We start from the raw sequence: 16,213 nt of genomic DNA on the forward strand, positions 1-16,213 counted from the left end.
GAGGTAGGGGAGGTAGGGGGGTAGAGGGGGAAGTTTTTTCCCATTACCTGTCAAAATAAATTTGACGAACTACTAGATATTCGTCCTACCTGTTTGTACCCCTTGATCCTACGGCTAAAAAAATTTTTCCTAACCCTATTGACATTCTCAAAAAAAACCGCTATATTCTTAAAAGTGAAGAGAAACAAGCCCCCATCGTCTAGAGGCCTAGGACACCTCCCTTTCACGGAGGTAACAGGGATTCGAATTCCCTTGGGGGTATTATGAAAGGGATAGAAAAAGAACAATAGTTTTTTTCTATCCCTTTTAAGTATTGAGATAGAATTAATTACACAATGTCATTGCGTGAGCGTTGCGTGGCGTTAGCCATATGGAACGAAGTGAGATGAAGCAATTCCAAGGGTTGTGATTGCTTCCCTTCCCTCGCAATGACTGTAAATATTTTTGTCCAATTACTTATGTAATGTGGATTTTATCTCTTGTAGGGTGCGTCAGACCCGATAATTTGACAAAAAACAAATTTCCTCTATCTGACGCACCCTACTGATATAAGAATAAATGGCGTTGCTGATTAAGGGTATGAATTTTAGTCTCACGCAAAGGCGCAATCACGCTTCGTGATCTCGAAGAGTAGACGCACTGAGGTTTGAGTTTTAAAGGTTCAATTTGGGAATTTCATACCTCAATTCAGCAACGCCGAATAAATTAAGTGATATGGAACGGAAGTCCGTATGGTTTAAAAAAAGTTATTATAAAAAATCAATCATGCAGACATCAATTTTCGTTTATATTTATGATGGCAAAGTCTAAAAAGTTTCGTTGGCAAAAAACTAAATATTCTACCTTAGCCCGAAAAATGGACATTTTCAGGGCTGCGGCTAAATTTATGTCATTTCTGTGGTGGGATAGCATTTTTCCTCAAGATTCTTTAGAACATAAGAAAACCCGCGCTACTTGGCTGGTGAATACTTTAATTGATTTAGGTCCCACTTTTGTTAAAATTGGTCAAACTTTGTCCACTCGTGCCGATTTATTGCCCTTAGAATATATAGAAGCTTTGGGAACTTTACAGGATCAGGTTCCGGCTTTTAGTAGTCAAGAAGCAATTCAGATGATTGAATTAGAATTAGGTAAACCTGTCCAATTTATCTATAAAGAATTTGATTTTAATCCTTTGGCTGCTGCTAGTTTAGGTCAAGTTCATAAGGCGACATTATACTCTAATGAAGAGGTGGTTGTTAAGGTCCAACGTCCGGGTTTAGATGCTTTATTTAATTTAGATTTTAAAATATTATTACAGTTAATTAAATTTTGTAATAAATATTTTGCTGGATTAAGAAAGTATAATTTACAATCAATTTATAATGAGTTTTTTGATTTGTTGTTTCAAGAAATTGATTATATTCAAGAGGGTAAAAATTCTGATAAATTTAGAGAAAATTTTCGTGGATATCCGCGAATTATTGTCCCTAAAGTCTATTGGCAATATACGACAACGAAGATATTAACTTTAGAATATAAACCAGGAATTAAAATCAATGATAAGGCGGCTTTGGAAGCTTGCGGAATCAATATTCATAAAGTAAATGAAACGGGAATTTGTTGTTATTTAAAGCAACTATTACAAGATGGGTTTTTTCAAGTTGATCCCCATCCAGGGAATATGGCAGTCAATTCAGATGGTAGTATTATCTTCTATGATTTTGGCATGATGGCAGAAGTCCGAACTTTGGACAAAGAGGAGATGATTAAAACTTTTTTTGCTATTTTAAAAAAGGATAGTAATGAGGTAGTAAATACTTTGATGAATATGGGATTACTTGAACCGATCCCAGACATGACTCCAGTAAAAAGATTAGTCACATTTTTATTAGATAAATTCACCGATAAACCTTTAGATATTAAAGCATTGAGTGAGGTAAAAATTGAACTTTATGAAATGTTTGAACAGCAACCATTTCGCTTACCTGCTCAAATGACATTTATTTTAAAATCCATAACCACATTAGATGGAATTGCCAGAACTTTAGAGCCTCAATATAATCCTACAGTATTATCCCAATCATTTATCAAAAGTCTAGCAGTCACAAAAAGTAAAGGAAATACTATCGCTCAATTAAGCCATCAAGCTAGGGATTTTATTCAATATCAATTGACAAAACCGAATAAAACTGAAGTTTTAGTGAAAAAATTAGCAGAAAGAGTTGAAAGGGGAGAGTTACAATTAAGAGTTAAAAATGTTGAAAGCGATCGCATCTTAGGACAAATTTATCTAGCCATCAAAACCTTAATTTATGCTTGTTTAACAGGATTTAGTCTATTGACGGGGTTAATCTTAATCATCTCTAAGTATCATAATTGGGCGATCGCCATTTTTTGTATATGTGCTTTCTGTCTATATTTATTAGTTAAATCCCTCATAAAATTAGCAATTATCGAAAAAATAGAAAAACTGGGCAAAAAGTGACTGAGGGGCGCAGGCCCTACGCTCCTCACATATCAGTTAATTGGTGAGAAAGATAGAGGTAGAGTGAGTGTAAAAGTAATCTCACTGAGTTGAGAATTGAGGATAGGAATGCTCTCAACAGTAATTACACCATTGAGATGTTGCACTAAAGACTTAACCAAAGCCAGTCCTAAACCAGTTCCGGGAATCCAGCGCCCTTTACCACGCCGAAATTTATCGAAGATATAAGCTGCTTCTTCTGGAGATATTCCCCGTCCAGTATTTGTCACCTTAATAATAACCTGATCAAGTTTCCCTATCACTTGGGGAGTGACTTGTACGCGGACGGTTGTATCATGCTCCGAGTATTTACAGACATTAGTTAATAGTTCTTGTATAATCCGGTCAAAAATCTCGACTTCTGTTTGTAACTTTAAAGGCTGATTCGGTAATTCTACTACAATACGTAATTCTTTATCTGTAAGTTGTTGATCAAAGGACGTGAGCAGTTCTTGAATTTTAGTGTTTAACTCTAGACTTTCAAATTGCGGTAATTCTTGATGAGATTCTAGTTTTTGCAGGGTTAACAGGTCGTTAATTAAGTTAATTTCTTTAGTACATTCTGACTCTAAGATGTTTAAATACCGGTCTTGACGTTCTGGAGATATTCCTGGTAAACGTAAATTACGGATAGACATAAGCATATTTGTCAGAGGATAGCGCAAGCGATCGCTAATATTGCTGACAAATTCATCTTTAAGTTCATTTAATTGTTGTAGTTGTTCTACGTATTGCCTAGTTCTTTCATACAATTTTGCTTGGACTTCTAAACTGCGCTGGAGTTGTTCAGTCCGTTCATCTACTAAAGTTTGGACTTGTTGCAATCTTTGGGATTGAATAACAGCATCACTTAATTGAGCGCAAAGTATTTCTATTAAATTTACGTCTGTTGTTTCCCCGTTACGAGTAGTTGCTGGCTGTAAAACTACAAATCCTAAAACCTTACCTTGACTTTCCAATGGCATTAATATCCCATGAGTAACCTCTTTAATGGCAAATAAAGGAGCAGAATTACTAGTATTTTCATCTTCACAATTATGACTCATAATTGGTTTTCCCGGATCTGTAAATAGGAGTTGGCATAAACATGGGCAATTTCTTCTGGTTGCTGCATGAGATTACTAGGAACTGTATGTAGTTTTTCTACATTAAGTAGTGAGACAGAATTAATTACACAATGTCATTGCGTTAGCGCAGCGTGGCGTTGTGTTACCTGAAAACTTCTTTACTCTTGCCTCTTGCCTTGCGATAACGACAATTTTCAACGCCAACCTACTTAAGTGATGGTGAAAATAATATTTGAAATTTTGATCTTGTGTGAATCTGGCATTTAGGATATCCTGTCTCTAACTAGATATAAACCGTAATCCCTCTATAATTAACCTAGAAATATCAACTTTTACATCCGAATTAACACGGGAAACCTGACCTAATCAGTACAATTATCTTAAATAAATTTAAAGATTAGGATTTTACCCAGTTACTAAGGTAGTTCCCGGGTAAAATTAACTAAAACTGCCGACTAATCAACCAAACTCTCAAGACTCAGAGGAACCATATCACCATTCCTAGTCAGTCCTAATAACATTGATTGTTGCGATTCAATTAATTTACCTGTAAGTACACAGCACTCATCTTGTTGTGCCACAGCAGAAATACTGGCGCGAATATCAGATTTAGAAAAACGGGGTTTCCATTCACCTGATTTTTGCTGGATATAATTCCAGAGAATATCCCGAATTAAAGACTGATATCCCCGATTGCCCGCGATATCTTTGAGCTTTTCCTTCAGTTCCCGTTCTAGACGAATACTAGTAACTTCCATCTCAGTTGTTGGGGTGCGTGTAATGGTCTGCATGATTTTTTCTCCTTATAGATATAGACAGGATAGTAATACAAGTGTAGTATGTTTAAAAGAATGTTCAATAGGTGAAATTTTCTGTGAAATCCATTTATCCCATCTCTACCTCTTCACAAGCAACCAAATGCCTCGGCAGTTGGGAATTTGCTGCTGCGGACGTGGAGAATTTATTTATGGGCGAGGATAGCCAACATCAAGGCAATTATGATTTTAAATATCCCAGCATGAATTTGCTGAATACAAAACCACAAATAGAGATCAAACGCGGGAGGTACAAGCTAAAAAATGCTGTACCAAAATAAGACTAAAAACCATCAGGTCAGTTATTAACCCCCGCAGTGTCTCAGACAACAAGCGGGGGTTTTTTTATAAGGAGTTAGGCTGTGACAAGCGCAATCCAAGTATTAGAGCAATCTGTGGTCGTGTTTTCCCAGAATTACTTGCCACTGTGTCGAGTAAATATTAAACGGGCGATAGTGTTGCTAGTCAGCAATAAAGCCGAACCATTGGAATTTTCTACAGAAGACGACTGGTTAATTCACTCATCTAGATTCGTCCTCTCTGTACCCAAACACATTCGCTTAAAAATTGCTGCGACGGAACGAATTTGACACTCCCCCAGTGAATCGTCGGGAGATTTTACGACGAGATCATAGCAGTTGTCAATATTGCGGTACTAACAAACATCTCACCCTAGATCATGTCATCCCCCGATCTAAAGGTGGCCGACATACTTGGGATAACGTAGTCATAGCTTGCGAAAAATGTAATTCTCGCAAAGGCGATAAAACACCCGCTGAAGCTGGGATGCTTCTACGTAAATTACCTAAAGCACCTGTTCACCCAACTGTGACATTTGCTGAGAAGTTTTGGATGAATATGCAAGCAAACCTGGAATAACAGGAGAGCAAAAGGAATGCTGAAATTAACTTACACCGATAACAGTTTTTATTTAGAGTGTCTCACTCAATCTCTCGAAGAATGGGTCGCGCAAAGAGTGATTTTGGCACTGCGTGTCAGTCAATCTTTGCGTGTTGCACCCACCACAGCTTCCTTTTTGCTACCTCTTAATTTACCAGGAGTAGAAAGACTGAAGACGGAAGTAAATCGCCATGATAGTGAAATTATGGGCTTATGTAAGTGCGATGCTGAATACTTAGAAGTTACCCTAGATGGTTCTTGGTTATCTGATGGTAATGATGATGCTGTAGGTGTATTTGTCACCACTATGAGCTATAGTGCGGAGTTTTTTTTGTATAAACTTTGGCAAGAGTCTCAAGTCTGTGCTTCTGTCGTCACCGAATTTTAGATTTTAAATTTTGGATTGAAGATTCAAAATCCAAAATTTAAAAAGGTCTGAAGCCCCGAATTTATTCGGGGAATAAATCTAAAATCCAAAATCTAAAATTCCCCGTCATTACGGCATTTCTAAAAGTTCAGGAACTGTAACAAATCGGTAGCCTTGTTGTTTGAGTCCGCTGATGATTTCTGGCAAGGCTTTCACGGTTCTTTCTCGATTCCCCCCACCATCGTGCATTAAGACAATAGCCCCTGGTTTAGCATCTCTGAGAACATTTTTAATAAATACTTGATATTTTGCATGAGGATCGGTGTCTGCTGAAGTCACTGACCACATGACAACAGAGTTTTTTTGGCTTTTAGCATAAGCAGCTAATCCGTTGTTTAAATAGCCGCCTGGGGGACGAAAAAAAGATGTTTTTACACCTGTAGTTTGATAAATTAACTCATTCGTTTTTTCAATTTCACTTTTGGCTGTAGCTTGATCCATCTTTCGATACCAATGATGCCAAGTATGATTACCAATAGCATGACCTTCAGCAACAACTCGTTTACCAATTTCAGGATTTTCTTGTAAGGCAGTTCCTACCCAAAAGAATGTAGCTTTGACATGATTTTGTTTGAGGATATCTAACATTTCTGCGGTAGTTTTTGGCCAGGGACCATCATCAATCGTTAAAGCAATGACTTTTTCTTTGTTGCTGGGAGCGACTTTATAAACGGTTTTTGCCTGATATTTAGCAGGAACGGTAAAATTCAGGGTTTCAACTTTAGCTGGTGGTTGTGATTTGAGATTGACTTGATTGTTAGGAATGGCAACTTTTAAAGACTCGCTATTTATTTTTAATTGGGGTGTATTTGGGTTGTGGTTACAAGCTATTAAGGATAATACTATTGTGGCAATGCTAATTATTTTTATGGAATTATAATTTGGGTACATAAAGTTAAAGTTCTCTGATATATTGCACGGAATGGGAATTTGAGCTTTTACAGTATTAACAGAAACTTTTTACTATGAGTTGATATTAAATAATATTTAATCATCATAAAAAATATAGTAATTTTCTAACCCTGAAGATAAATATAACTATTTTTCAGTAATAATTAACTTAAATTAAAAAAAATTAATATAGATTACAAATAATAACTAACATCAGATTTTATTAATTTTATCAGGCAAAATTAGCAGTATGCTTAATGATAGGCAACCTAGTTGTAACTTCACGTAATTAGGCGTAAAGAAACTTAATATTCCATCACTTTTTTGCTCGTTGGTATTAGTTTGACTGCTAATCAGTTAATTTATGCTTAATTACTTAACTTGGTTGTTCAGCATATCAGAAAAACATTCTGATAGCTTGCGTGGCACAGCCATGGCTCAATACTAGCAGCAATAAACCACAGAAACCCTCACGACAAAGACGTAAATATGATCCAAAAAATTTTGTTGGCTGTCTCCGGTTTGGGACACGCGGAAGAAATGCTCAAGAACTTGAAAGAACTACCTTCATTTCGAGGCACAAAAGTTACAGTTCTCCACGTTGTTACTCCACAAAGCACCGCGTCTGTAATGACTGACAAATGGGAAGAAGGGGGCAAAATTCTGGCTAAGGCTATTCAGTATTTAAACTTAGACCCTAGCCAAGTTTCTTCAATTTTACGTCAGGGTGATCCCAAGGATGTGGTTTGTCAAGTCGCTGACGAAATGGAAGCTGATTTGATTATTATGGGTTCACGGGGAATGAAGCGACTACAATCAATTTTCTCCAATTCCGTCAGTCAGTACGTTTTTCAATTGTCTTCTCGTCCCATGTTGCTGGTGAAAGATGACATTTATGTCAAGAACATTAAGCGCGTTATGGTGGCAATGGATAATTCTGATGCTGCTAAAAATTGCTTAAATTTAGCTTTGTTCTTACTCCGGGGTGTTACGGGTGGACAATTGGTTTTAGCTAATATTAATGCAGATTTAGGTGGTAAATTATCAGGTATTACTGACCTTAAACCCGAGAAGAATTCTGTTTTGGGAATGGCTTTAGCAGAAGCTCAAAGACAATCTGTAGCAGTCCGTTGTGTTACCAGCAGTGGTAAACCAGGAGAAGAAATTTGTCGTTTAACTAATGAGTTGAATATAGACTTATTATTGATTGGTTCTCCGGACCGTCGCCCATCTATTGCTAAGAGTTTTGTTGATATAGATCGGCTAATTGGCTCATCTTTATCTGATTATGTTCGTGTTAACTCTACCTGTCCAGTGCTTCTGGCGCGTACTACTGTGTAGTGTCTTTATATTAGCGATTCATAAATAAAAACCCCTGCACTATATTTAGTTTAGGGGGGTTTTTATCTTATCTATCTTTTCCACCGATTTTAAATTGCTCACAAAAGCTAATAGCTGTTCGCAAAGCTGTTAATTAACTTTCGCGGCTGGAAGTTTGGATGTAAAGCATGATTAAAAACACGGCGGGTACTAGTACGAACAAAATGCTCGCTACGAAACCCAAATCATTAACTTGCATAGCAAGATAGCCTTTTGTTTAATTTCGAGTCAACTATTCCAGAATAGCATTATAAGTAGGTGAACACAATAAAACCAAACTGTGTAAAGAAACGTAAAATCGCCCAAACCCTCTTCACTCTTGCCTTTTGCCTTGCCATAACGACAATTTTCAACGCCAACCTACTTAGATGACAGAGTGAAGCCAAATTTTTTAAAAGCTCTTAAGGTTTGGTGATGACTGTAATAGGTCCGTTCACTACGGTTTGACAAGCTAGACGGTAGTTGTCAGGCTTGTTTTTGAATTTGCGGTTTTCTAAATCTGTGCGGGGAGATAGGTTTTCTAGTCCTTCGACAATTTGGACAACACAAGTAGTACATTGTCCAGCACCGCCGCAATTGGTCATTTTGCCGAAAAATTTATAAATATCAATGCCATTTTCTACAGCTTTGAGTCGGAGATTAGCACCATCTGCGGCGATTATTTCTTTATTCTCTTTGACAAATTTGATGTTTCCCATCGTAGCTTCCTGGTAATTGAGGATGTAACTGGATTAATTATATTGATTTATTGCAAAATATTAAGAAATATTAATTTTACAAAAAAATAGGACAGGTGGATGTTACCTGTCCAAAAAATTGGAGATGGGTAATTTATCTAAAACCCACTGCTGCTTGCCAAACAAATGCAAGTAACAAGAAGAAGACGGGAATAACAGGTAATACATCTACCAAGGGGTCGAAAATTTGGTAAGCTTCAGGCAATTTCGCTAGTAATAGTGCTGCTTCCATGTTTGTTTAAATCCACCTAATAATCAAATATCTTTTATATGCGATATCCATTTTAACATGGTTAGGTGATCCGATTTTAGATTTTAGATTTTGGATTTTGGATTGATTGAGAATCCGGGCGACTAGAAGTCACGGACACACAGGCGAAACCCACGCAGGTGGGTTTTAAAGGGATTGTGTTGATTCAGTTATCGGTTTTTTCTAGTAGTTCGTCAAATTTATTTTGACGGGTAATGATCGGAAAAAACTTCTGTTCTTCCCTCCCCACCTCCCCCACTTCCCCCACTTCCCCCACTTCCCTGCTTCCCTTCACCGATCATCTTCGGATTGACAGACTGCTAGTTCAATTTCTGATGGTTCTAACCAATGACCAAAATCTGTGACAAAGCGATCGCTCAAAATAGATGCGCGAATTTTTTGGGTAAAGCGAATCAGTTCGGTGATGTTATGAATAGTCAACAAAGTATAAGCTAATATTTCCTGCGATCGCACTAAATGAGATAAATAAGCACGACTGAAATTTTCACAGGTATAACAAGGGCAAGTTGTATCCAATGGTGTAAAATCTTCACGAAACTTAGCATTTTTGATATTCCAGCGTTCACCGGACACAATAGCTGTTCCATGTCTAGCCCAGCGGGTGGGAATAACGCAATCAAATAAATCTACACCAGAAGCGATGGCGATCGCCATTTCTCGATAAGTCCCCACACCCATCAAATAGCGGGGTTTATTCACTGGTAACAGCGGGGCTGTAGTTTGGACAATTTGCGCCATTAAATCCGTTGGTTCACCCACACTCACCCCACCAATGGCATATCCCGGCATATCCAACTGCGCCAATTCTTGAGCAGCACGGGCGCGTAAGTCTAAATATACTCCCCCCTGGACAATGGGAAACAATGCCTGATCAGGGCGTTGATGGGCGGATATAGAGCGTTTTAACCAGCGGTAGGTTCGGTCTGTTGCGGCTTCTACTTCTTGACGAGTGGCAGGATAGGGGGGACATTCATCAAAAGCCATAATCACATCCGCCCCTAAAATATTCTGAATTTCAATAGAGCGTTCTGGCGTTAATTTAATGATTTGCCCATCATGAGGAGAACGGAAAGTTACACCTTCTTCAGTAATTTTCCGCATTTCGCTCAGACTGAAAACCTGAAATCCACCGGAATCGGTGAGCATGGGACCAGACCAACCCATGAACTTATGTAATCCACCACCACCAGCAACAATAGCTTCTCCCGGTTGGAGATGTAAATGATAGGTATTAGCTAAAACCATCTGCGCTCCTGTTGCTCCCAGTTGGGCAGGGGTGATAGTTTTGACATTAGCTAATGTTCCCACAGGCATAAACCTGGGTGTTTCTACAATTCCGTGGGGAGTAGAAAATATTCCGGCTCTAGCTTTGGTCTGGCTACAGGTAGCGAGACTTTCAAAGGAAAAATTGGCGCTCAAGGCAAAAATACTAATTAGCTAAATTTATCCATCAACTTAACATTTTTGGTGTTACTTAGGGCGTTCGTGGGGGTTTTTGTCTTGTGAGGGTCATACCCCGCAATCCACTATGACCCCAAAGAGGATATGATTTCTTTAGTTAAGGTTTTGTGATACCGCCTTTCTTCTCAGGAATTACGCAAAATATCCCTCAAACCCTCATTTCTCTGTGCCTCTGTGGTTCGTTATTCCATGAATTATGCGTAAGTCCTACTTCTACCTCATTCTTTCTCCTGACGGTCACTGAGCGAAGTCGATAGCGTAGCGTGGCGTTAGCCATAGTGCTGACTCCTTTAAAAAGAATCACAGCAGTCGTCATCAATTTCCGCATCCCATCTAGCTGCTAAGACTTGATCCATCATCGCTTCTATAACCGTAACGTTAAATTGGCGATCGCGTCGGGCTTGCAAAGGTGTGGAAAGAGGAATCAAGCGTAAACACATTTGCTCTTGAATCAAGTCAAAGTAGGTTTCTTGCTGTGGAGATTGTTTTAATTCCAGATAATCAAAACTATCCACATTCACATATAGTGCATGGTTAGTGACTAGGGTAGACCGATGGGAATTAGCGAATACTTCCATTACATCTCCGTCACCCTCACTTAGTAGCTTGTTTTCTTGGGTGTAAATGTAGTGGACTCTACCTAAATCACGCAGCAATTGGCGGATATCGAGTTTATTAACAACTATGCCCATGTTGACTATGCACGGGGCTGGTATTTTGGTGTGGGGTAGATGATGACTCATAAGAATACCCGGTAAGTGGGAAACAAGCGCGTCTTTAGACCTGAGAGGGAAACGACACGAGCGGTTTTAACCGCTGTGGATATTAAAATTGAAGCCAGATTTTTGATTGGAACCTGGAAACCAACTCCCATTTCTGGGGTAATGTTAGCTTCGACCTGTTATAAGAGCTTGTTAGGCTTGCAACACTGTTCCAGTGACCTTAGAACTGTTTAATCACAAGCGACAGAGCAGGGAACTAGCTTCGCATTCCGGGGTGTCGTGACTCAAATAACGGCTACCCTTCGACTTCGCTCAGGGTGGTCTGGTCAGTACGGCTTGCTTGATTACTCTTGCAAGCCCAGTCCCTTTAGGGCTGGGTTACTGACAGAGAAATAGCGGGTTATGGAAGGTGAGTGACAACGCAGCCAGACAATCAATGAGATGGATTGTTAATTTCCCATAGTTCCAAAATATCAAGTTTAGGAGGCGATCGTCTCATCTTTTGAGGTAGATTGTCAGCCTGGGAGTGATTTATGATGAGAACATTTATATTCATGAATACTGGAAGTATTTAGCTAATTGAACTCTTTCTAAAGTATGGCTAATGTTTTGCGCTGGTGGCAACAGCAATTGCTAAATTTAGTTGCGGCTGTGATTTTCTATACAGCTATTCCCTTACCCTATCTGCAAAATTTGGACTTCCAGAAGGTTGCTTGTTTTGCACCGGTGATTGGGTTGATGATTGGGGGGATTTTAGGTGGATTAGATACGGGAATGAATTATTTGGGTGTCCCCGTGCTAACTCGTAATGCTTTGGTAGTAGGTGCGTGGATAGCAATTACGGGAGGGTTACATTTAGATGGTGCGATGGATACGGCTGATGGTTTAGCAGTAGGTGATCCGAAACGCAGGTTAGAGGTAATGATGGATAGTGCTACTGGTGCGTTTGGGGCAATGTCTGCTATTGTGATTATTATTTTGAAAACAACAGCTTTAACAGAGATAGCTGAAAACCATTATTTTGTATTAATGGCTGCTTGTGGGTGGGGACGTTGGGGACAACAAATGGCTATTTGTCAATACCCTTATCTGAAACCGACTGGTAAAGGTGCGGTTCATAAACAAGCGATACGTTCTTATTTAGATTTATTACCAAGCTTCTTTTTATTGCTGGGTTTGAGTGCTGTTGTTTGGTTAATTTATCCCCAAAAGTTAGTTTTATCTGTGGGGATGGTTTTAGCTGGAAGTGTGATCTCTGTTGTTACCGCAGCTTGGTTTAATTATAAGTTAGGTGGACATACAGGAGATACTTATGGGGCTGTGGTGGAGTGGACTGAAGCGTTATTTTTGTGTATAATTACCAGTATTTAGGGTTTACCAGATTTTTTAAATTTGGCAGATTATAATAAACATTATTACGGAAAAAAAGTGTTTATGGCAACATCAGAAGATGTATGGCAACTGTTAGCAGAATTAGCTACTGCTCAAAAAGAAACTGACATACTATTGAAAGAAGTTAGTCAGCAACAGAAGGAGAATGCCGAACAACAGAAGGCAACTGACCGCCAACTCAAAGAATTAGGTAAACAAATTGGGGGACTCGGTGCAAAATTTGGCAGTTTTACCGAAGGTCTTGCCCTGCCTTCAATGGAAACTATTTTGGGACAACAATTTGGGATGGAAGTTATCAGTCCCAGTGTGCGAGTTAGTAAGGGAGGACAACACATGGAAATTGATGTTCTTGCTTATGCTAATGGTGAGTTAAATACTGCCTATATTGTTGAGGTTAAAAGTCATGCAAGGGAAGATTCTATTACTCAATTAAAAAGTATTTTACAACGGTTTCGTAACTTTTTTCCTGAACACAAAAACAAACGACTTTATGGCATATTAGCCTCTGTTGATTTGTCTAACGAATTACGCGAGAAAATTCTGCAAGAAGGGCTTTATGTGGCTCGTATTCATGATCAAGTTTTTGAGTTGGATATTCCCAATAATTTTCAGGCTCAAAGTTATTAGTGCGATCGCCAGTCCAGGGTAATATAAACATTATTACGGAGAAAAATCATCTATGGCAACCACATCAGAAGACGTATGGCAACTGTTGGCAGAATTAGCTACTGCTCAAAAAGAAACTGACCGCCAACTCAAAGAATTAGGTAAACAAATTGGGGGACTTGGTGCAAAATTTGGCAGTTTTACAGAAGGTCTTGCCCTGCCTTCAATGGAAACTATTTTGGGACAACAATTTGGGATGGAAGTTATCAGTCCCAGTGTGCGAGTTAGTAAGGGAGGACAACACATGGAAATTGATGTTCTTGCCTATGCTAATGGTGAGCTAAATACTGCCTATATTGTTGAGGTTAAAAGTCATGCAAGGGAAGATTCTATTACTCAATTAAAAAGTATTTTACAACGGTTTCGTAACTTTTTTCCTGAACACAAAGACAAACGACTTTATGGCATATTAGCCTCTGTTGATTTGTCTAACGAATTACGCGAGAAAATTCTGCAAGAAGGGCTTTATGTGGCTCGTATTCATGATCAAGTTTTCGAGTTGGATATTCCCAATAATTTTCAGGCTCAAAGTTATTAGTGCGATCGCCAATTATTGCAGTGTAATATAAAGATCACCATTATTCCTATAGATTATGTTAAGGAAGACAACGAATTATTAAGCTAACAGACAAGAATGGCGATCGCTATGGGCTGGACTAAAGCGTTATTTTTGTGTATAATTACCAGTATTTAGGGTTTGGCAGATTATTTCCGATTGCGTTTTTTTCTAGTGCTGATTTCCAGTCTAATTTTGATCACTTGCACAATTCTAGCTATATTGAAACGCCTAGTTTTGAAAAGGCTGTGGACATAGTTATGCTGATAATTGGTAATCATAATATTGCACTATTTTAACCTTACAAAATATTAAAAACCAAATGCTGCAAATCACCAGAGACTATTGTGAGGGAATGATCGAAGGATTCGGCTATAATCCGCTTACAGGCAAGATTTACGATAAATATGTTACTTATGAACGAAAGGTTGTTGCAGGTGAAAAAAAAGGTGCGATCGCTGAGTTATCATTCAAAAGAGTAACATCTACTGCTGAATTAAATAGCGTTTTGGGCATAGATGCCAGCGCGAGTTTGAATGCTTCTTGGTTTACGGGACAAGCTTCTCTCAAAGCGAAGGTTTCTCTGGAATCTAGCGAAAAAACTGAGGAATTTGCTACTTTTTCGGTGTTGTATGTGAAAGTACGCGAAGCACCAATAATGCTTGAGGAAGTTGATTTAAGTCCCAGAATACGTAATTTTCTTAAAGAAAATGGACTAGATGACTTTTATCAGGTGGCTGGTTATGAATATATCGCTGGGATTATTCCTGGTGGTGAGTTTATCAGTACCATTAAGATTGTTTCTAGTAACAGGGAAACTAAGGAAAAAGTTGATGCCACCCTCAACGCGCAAATGTCCTTTAGTTCGCCTGTTCCTGGTAATGGCTCTCTTGAGGCTAATCTTGAGCTAAAATCAACATTTTCACAATTGGCAAAAAACAGCCAGGTGCAGATTGAAGCGCGATGTTATCGTAAAGGCGGTGATGGTTTGTTGGTGACAAACCCTGAAGATGCCCTTAATTATGCCCTCAATTTTCCGGCTTACCTACGGCAGTCGCCCAGTATTTTGCAAGTGATTTGTAAGCCTTATCAAGATTTACTGTCTTTTCCGAGGGGGTTGAAGGCGATTGATATGATGACTTTACAACGCCAACAACGGCCATTGCAAGACCTTTTTGATATATTTCAACAAAAATCTCAAACTATTGCTCAAATTGACCAGATTCTTTTGAATCCGATGCAGTTTCATGGTGTGGAAGAAGATGTTTTGAGAAATGGGAAAAGACAGTTAGAACATCAATTAGATATAATTGCTGAGAATGCGACAAAATATGCTAACAATCCTCAAGATATTCGGGTTGATAGTAGCGATTTTCCGCCTATTTCCCTCGCTTTACCTACCCGAAGACTGGTAGAATTAAAGTCAGGTTTAGGAATTGATTATACTAATCTATCGGATTTACTTTTTGCCAAGAAATGGAAGGAAGCAGATCAAGAAACCACACGATTAATGGTCAAATGCACTAATAGAGAAAAAGAAGGTTGGTTAGATATTGATAGTTATCGTAATTTTCCCCAAGAGGAGTTACGCATAATTGACCAATTGTGGTTAAAGTATTCTCAGAACAGATTTGGTTTTTCTGTACAGAAACAAATCTGGATTGAATTAGGTGGTAAACTCGATGGAAGCTATGATTCCGATACCTACTGTAAACTAGGAGATAAAGTCGGCTGGAGAAAAGGAGGAGATTGGTTGGGTTATTCTGACCTTTCTTTTAGTATCAGTAAAAAAGGACACCTCCCTGTTTGTTTGGTGAGTTGTCTGGGGTTTTCGAGTAGTTGGGATGCGTTACTCTTTTTTCTTCTCTAAGTTATAACTTATAAAGAATTTTCAGTCAAATTAATATTATTTATGAAAAGTTAAGGTACAATGGGATAAGGCTTACATCATTTCATTACCTGTTATCTCATCGTAGGGACATAATACCATTATGTCCTAGTATTTTTGCCACAGAAGGTCAATTAAAGTTACAATAAAGCTATTAAACCGAGTTAAAATTATTATTTCTTCAAAATTTTCCGTCAAATAAAATGAATGAAATCACTTTTTTCATTATCTCCATTATTATTAGATCAAAATGAAGAAAACCCCATGAAAAGTTCTATCACAGTTGATCCAGATATTTTCAATGGAAAACCCATTATAGCTGGCACAATAATTTCTGTACAAACAGTGATGGAGTTTTTGGCAGCAGGAGATTCCATTGAAGAAATTTTAGAAGAATATCCTTCCCTCTCCAGAGAAGATATTTATGCCTGTCTCCAATTTGCTACAAAATTAAGCGTTAGTTTCCCTAGAATCAGAAAAATTAATATTGCTTTGTCCTGATACTTATAATCTTAGTTTAGTTTACTAAATTAT

The 16,213-nt window shown here is 38.3% G+C and carries 16 protein-coding genes, 1 tRNA gene and 2 pseudogenes; 11 read left to right on the top strand and 8 right to left on the bottom strand.

Translation table 11 applies throughout. The features are described 5' to 3' along the window. Positions 1-188: 188 nt before the first annotated feature. Positions 189-261 (top strand) — tRNA-Glu (locus NG743_RS13280). Between the two features lie 532 nt (positions 262-793). Continuing rightward, entirely contained in the window at positions 794-2,467 is a 1,674-nt protein-coding gene (locus tag NG743_RS13285) for an ABC1 kinase family protein (protein WP_027403243.1), read from the top strand. Positions 2,468-2,499: 32 nt separating this feature from the next. On the opposite strand, the pseudogene NG743_RS13290 reads toward NG743_RS13285, so the two are convergent. Together NG743_RS13290 and NG743_RS13295 are read right to left on the bottom strand one after the other, a co-directional pair. Continuing rightward, a pseudogene (locus NG743_RS13290) lies at positions 2,500-3,591 on the bottom strand (sensor histidine kinase); the annotation flags it as partial. A 437-nt stretch (positions 3,592-4,028) separates the two neighbouring features. Then, positions 4,029-4,364, bottom strand: coding sequence for a ribbon-helix-helix domain-containing protein (locus NG743_RS13295; protein WP_027403244.1), 336 nt, complete (start codon positions 4,362-4,364; stop codon positions 4,029-4,031). Positions 4,365-4,447: 83 nt separating this feature from the next. On the opposite strand from NG743_RS13295, the gene NG743_RS13300 reads away from it, so the two are divergent. The 3 genes and pseudogenes from NG743_RS13300 (at position 4,448) to NG743_RS13310 (ending at position 5,676) form a co-directional block, all read left to right on the top strand. Then, positions 4,448-4,669, top strand: coding sequence for a hypothetical protein (locus NG743_RS13300; protein WP_257120231.1), 222 nt, complete (start codon positions 4,448-4,450; stop codon positions 4,667-4,669). Between the two features lie 81 nt (positions 4,670-4,750). Continuing rightward, positions 4,751-5,267, top strand: a pseudogene (locus NG743_RS13305) (HNH endonuclease). A gap of 16 nt (positions 5,268-5,283) precedes the next feature. Next, positions 5,284-5,676: an alr0857 family protein gene (locus tag NG743_RS13310; RefSeq protein ID WP_257120232.1), complete on the top strand. Its 393-nt coding sequence runs from the start codon at positions 5,284-5,286 to the stop codon at positions 5,674-5,676. A gap of 108 nt (positions 5,677-5,784) precedes the next feature. Here NG743_RS13310 and NG743_RS13315 read toward each other — a convergent pair whose 3' ends face one another. Next, positions 5,785-6,606, bottom strand: a complete 822-nt coding sequence (locus NG743_RS13315) for a polysaccharide deacetylase family protein (protein ID WP_027403247.1) — start codon at positions 6,604-6,606, stop codon at positions 5,785-5,787. 489 nt (positions 6,607-7,095) lie between these two features. Here NG743_RS13315 and NG743_RS13320 point away from each other — a divergent pair, with 489 nt between their 5' ends. Continuing rightward, a complete protein-coding gene (locus NG743_RS13320) occupies positions 7,096-7,947 on the top strand; it encodes a universal stress protein (RefSeq protein WP_027403248.1) in 852 nt (283 codons plus the stop codon). A gap of 133 nt (positions 7,948-8,080) precedes the next feature. Here NG743_RS13320 and psbM read toward each other — a convergent pair whose 3' ends face one another. From psbM to NG743_RS13345, 5 genes are all read right to left on the bottom strand, one after another. Further along, complete coding sequence (gene psbM / locus NG743_RS13325; RefSeq protein ID WP_071992815.1) at positions 8,081-8,185, bottom strand: photosystem II reaction center protein PsbM; 105 nt, start codon at positions 8,183-8,185, stop codon at positions 8,081-8,083. Between the two features lie 202 nt (positions 8,186-8,387). After that, positions 8,388-8,684, bottom strand: a complete 297-nt coding sequence (locus NG743_RS13330) for a 2Fe-2S iron-sulfur cluster-binding protein (RefSeq protein ID WP_027403249.1) — start codon at positions 8,682-8,684, stop codon at positions 8,388-8,390. Between the two features lie 133 nt (positions 8,685-8,817). Continuing rightward, a complete protein-coding gene (locus tag NG743_RS13335) occupies positions 8,818-8,955 on the bottom strand; it encodes a photosystem II reaction center protein K (RefSeq protein ID WP_006195022.1) in 138 nt (45 codons plus the stop codon). 309 nt (positions 8,956-9,264) lie between these two features. Then, on the bottom strand, positions 9,265-10,413 hold the full coding sequence (gene tgt, locus NG743_RS13340; protein WP_027403250.1) for a tRNA guanosine(34) transglycosylase Tgt: 1,149 nt from the start codon (positions 10,411-10,413) through the stop codon (positions 9,265-9,267). A 332-nt stretch (positions 10,414-10,745) separates the two neighbouring features. Next, a complete protein-coding gene (locus NG743_RS13345; protein WP_039200255.1) occupies positions 10,746-11,198 on the bottom strand; it encodes a hypothetical protein in 453 nt (150 codons plus the stop codon). A 576-nt stretch (positions 11,199-11,774) separates the two neighbouring features. Here NG743_RS13345 and cobS point away from each other — a divergent pair. From cobS to NG743_RS13370, 5 genes are all read left to right on the top strand, one after another. Continuing rightward, positions 11,775-12,548, top strand: coding sequence for an adenosylcobinamide-GDP ribazoletransferase (gene cobS / locus NG743_RS13350; RefSeq protein ID WP_257120233.1), 774 nt, complete (start codon positions 11,775-11,777; stop codon positions 12,546-12,548). Positions 12,549-12,611: 63 nt separating this feature from the next. After that, positions 12,612-13,196: a DUF3782 domain-containing protein gene (locus NG743_RS13355; RefSeq protein WP_168696031.1), complete on the top strand. Its 585-nt coding sequence runs from the start codon at positions 12,612-12,614 to the stop codon at positions 13,194-13,196. 52 nt (positions 13,197-13,248) lie between these two features. Beyond that, positions 13,249-13,773, top strand: coding sequence for a DUF3782 domain-containing protein (locus NG743_RS13360; protein WP_027403254.1), 525 nt, complete (start codon positions 13,249-13,251; stop codon positions 13,771-13,773). A gap of 340 nt (positions 13,774-14,113) precedes the next feature. Then, complete coding sequence (locus tag NG743_RS13365) at positions 14,114-15,661, top strand: GUN4 domain-containing protein (RefSeq protein ID WP_257120234.1); 1,548 nt, start codon at positions 14,114-14,116, stop codon at positions 15,659-15,661. Positions 15,662-15,886: 225 nt separating this feature from the next. Next, positions 15,887-16,180 (top strand): DUF433 domain-containing protein, encoded by a 294-nt coding sequence (locus NG743_RS13370; RefSeq protein ID WP_257120235.1) that lies wholly within the window; start codon positions 15,887-15,889, stop codon positions 16,178-16,180. Positions 16,181-16,213 lie beyond the last annotated feature (33 nt).

Origin of the sequence: Dolichospermum heterosporum TAC447, assembly GCF_024584745.1 — a bacterium.
Lineage (GTDB): Bacteria > Cyanobacteriota > Cyanobacteriia > Cyanobacteriales > Nostocaceae > Dolichospermum > Dolichospermum heterosporum.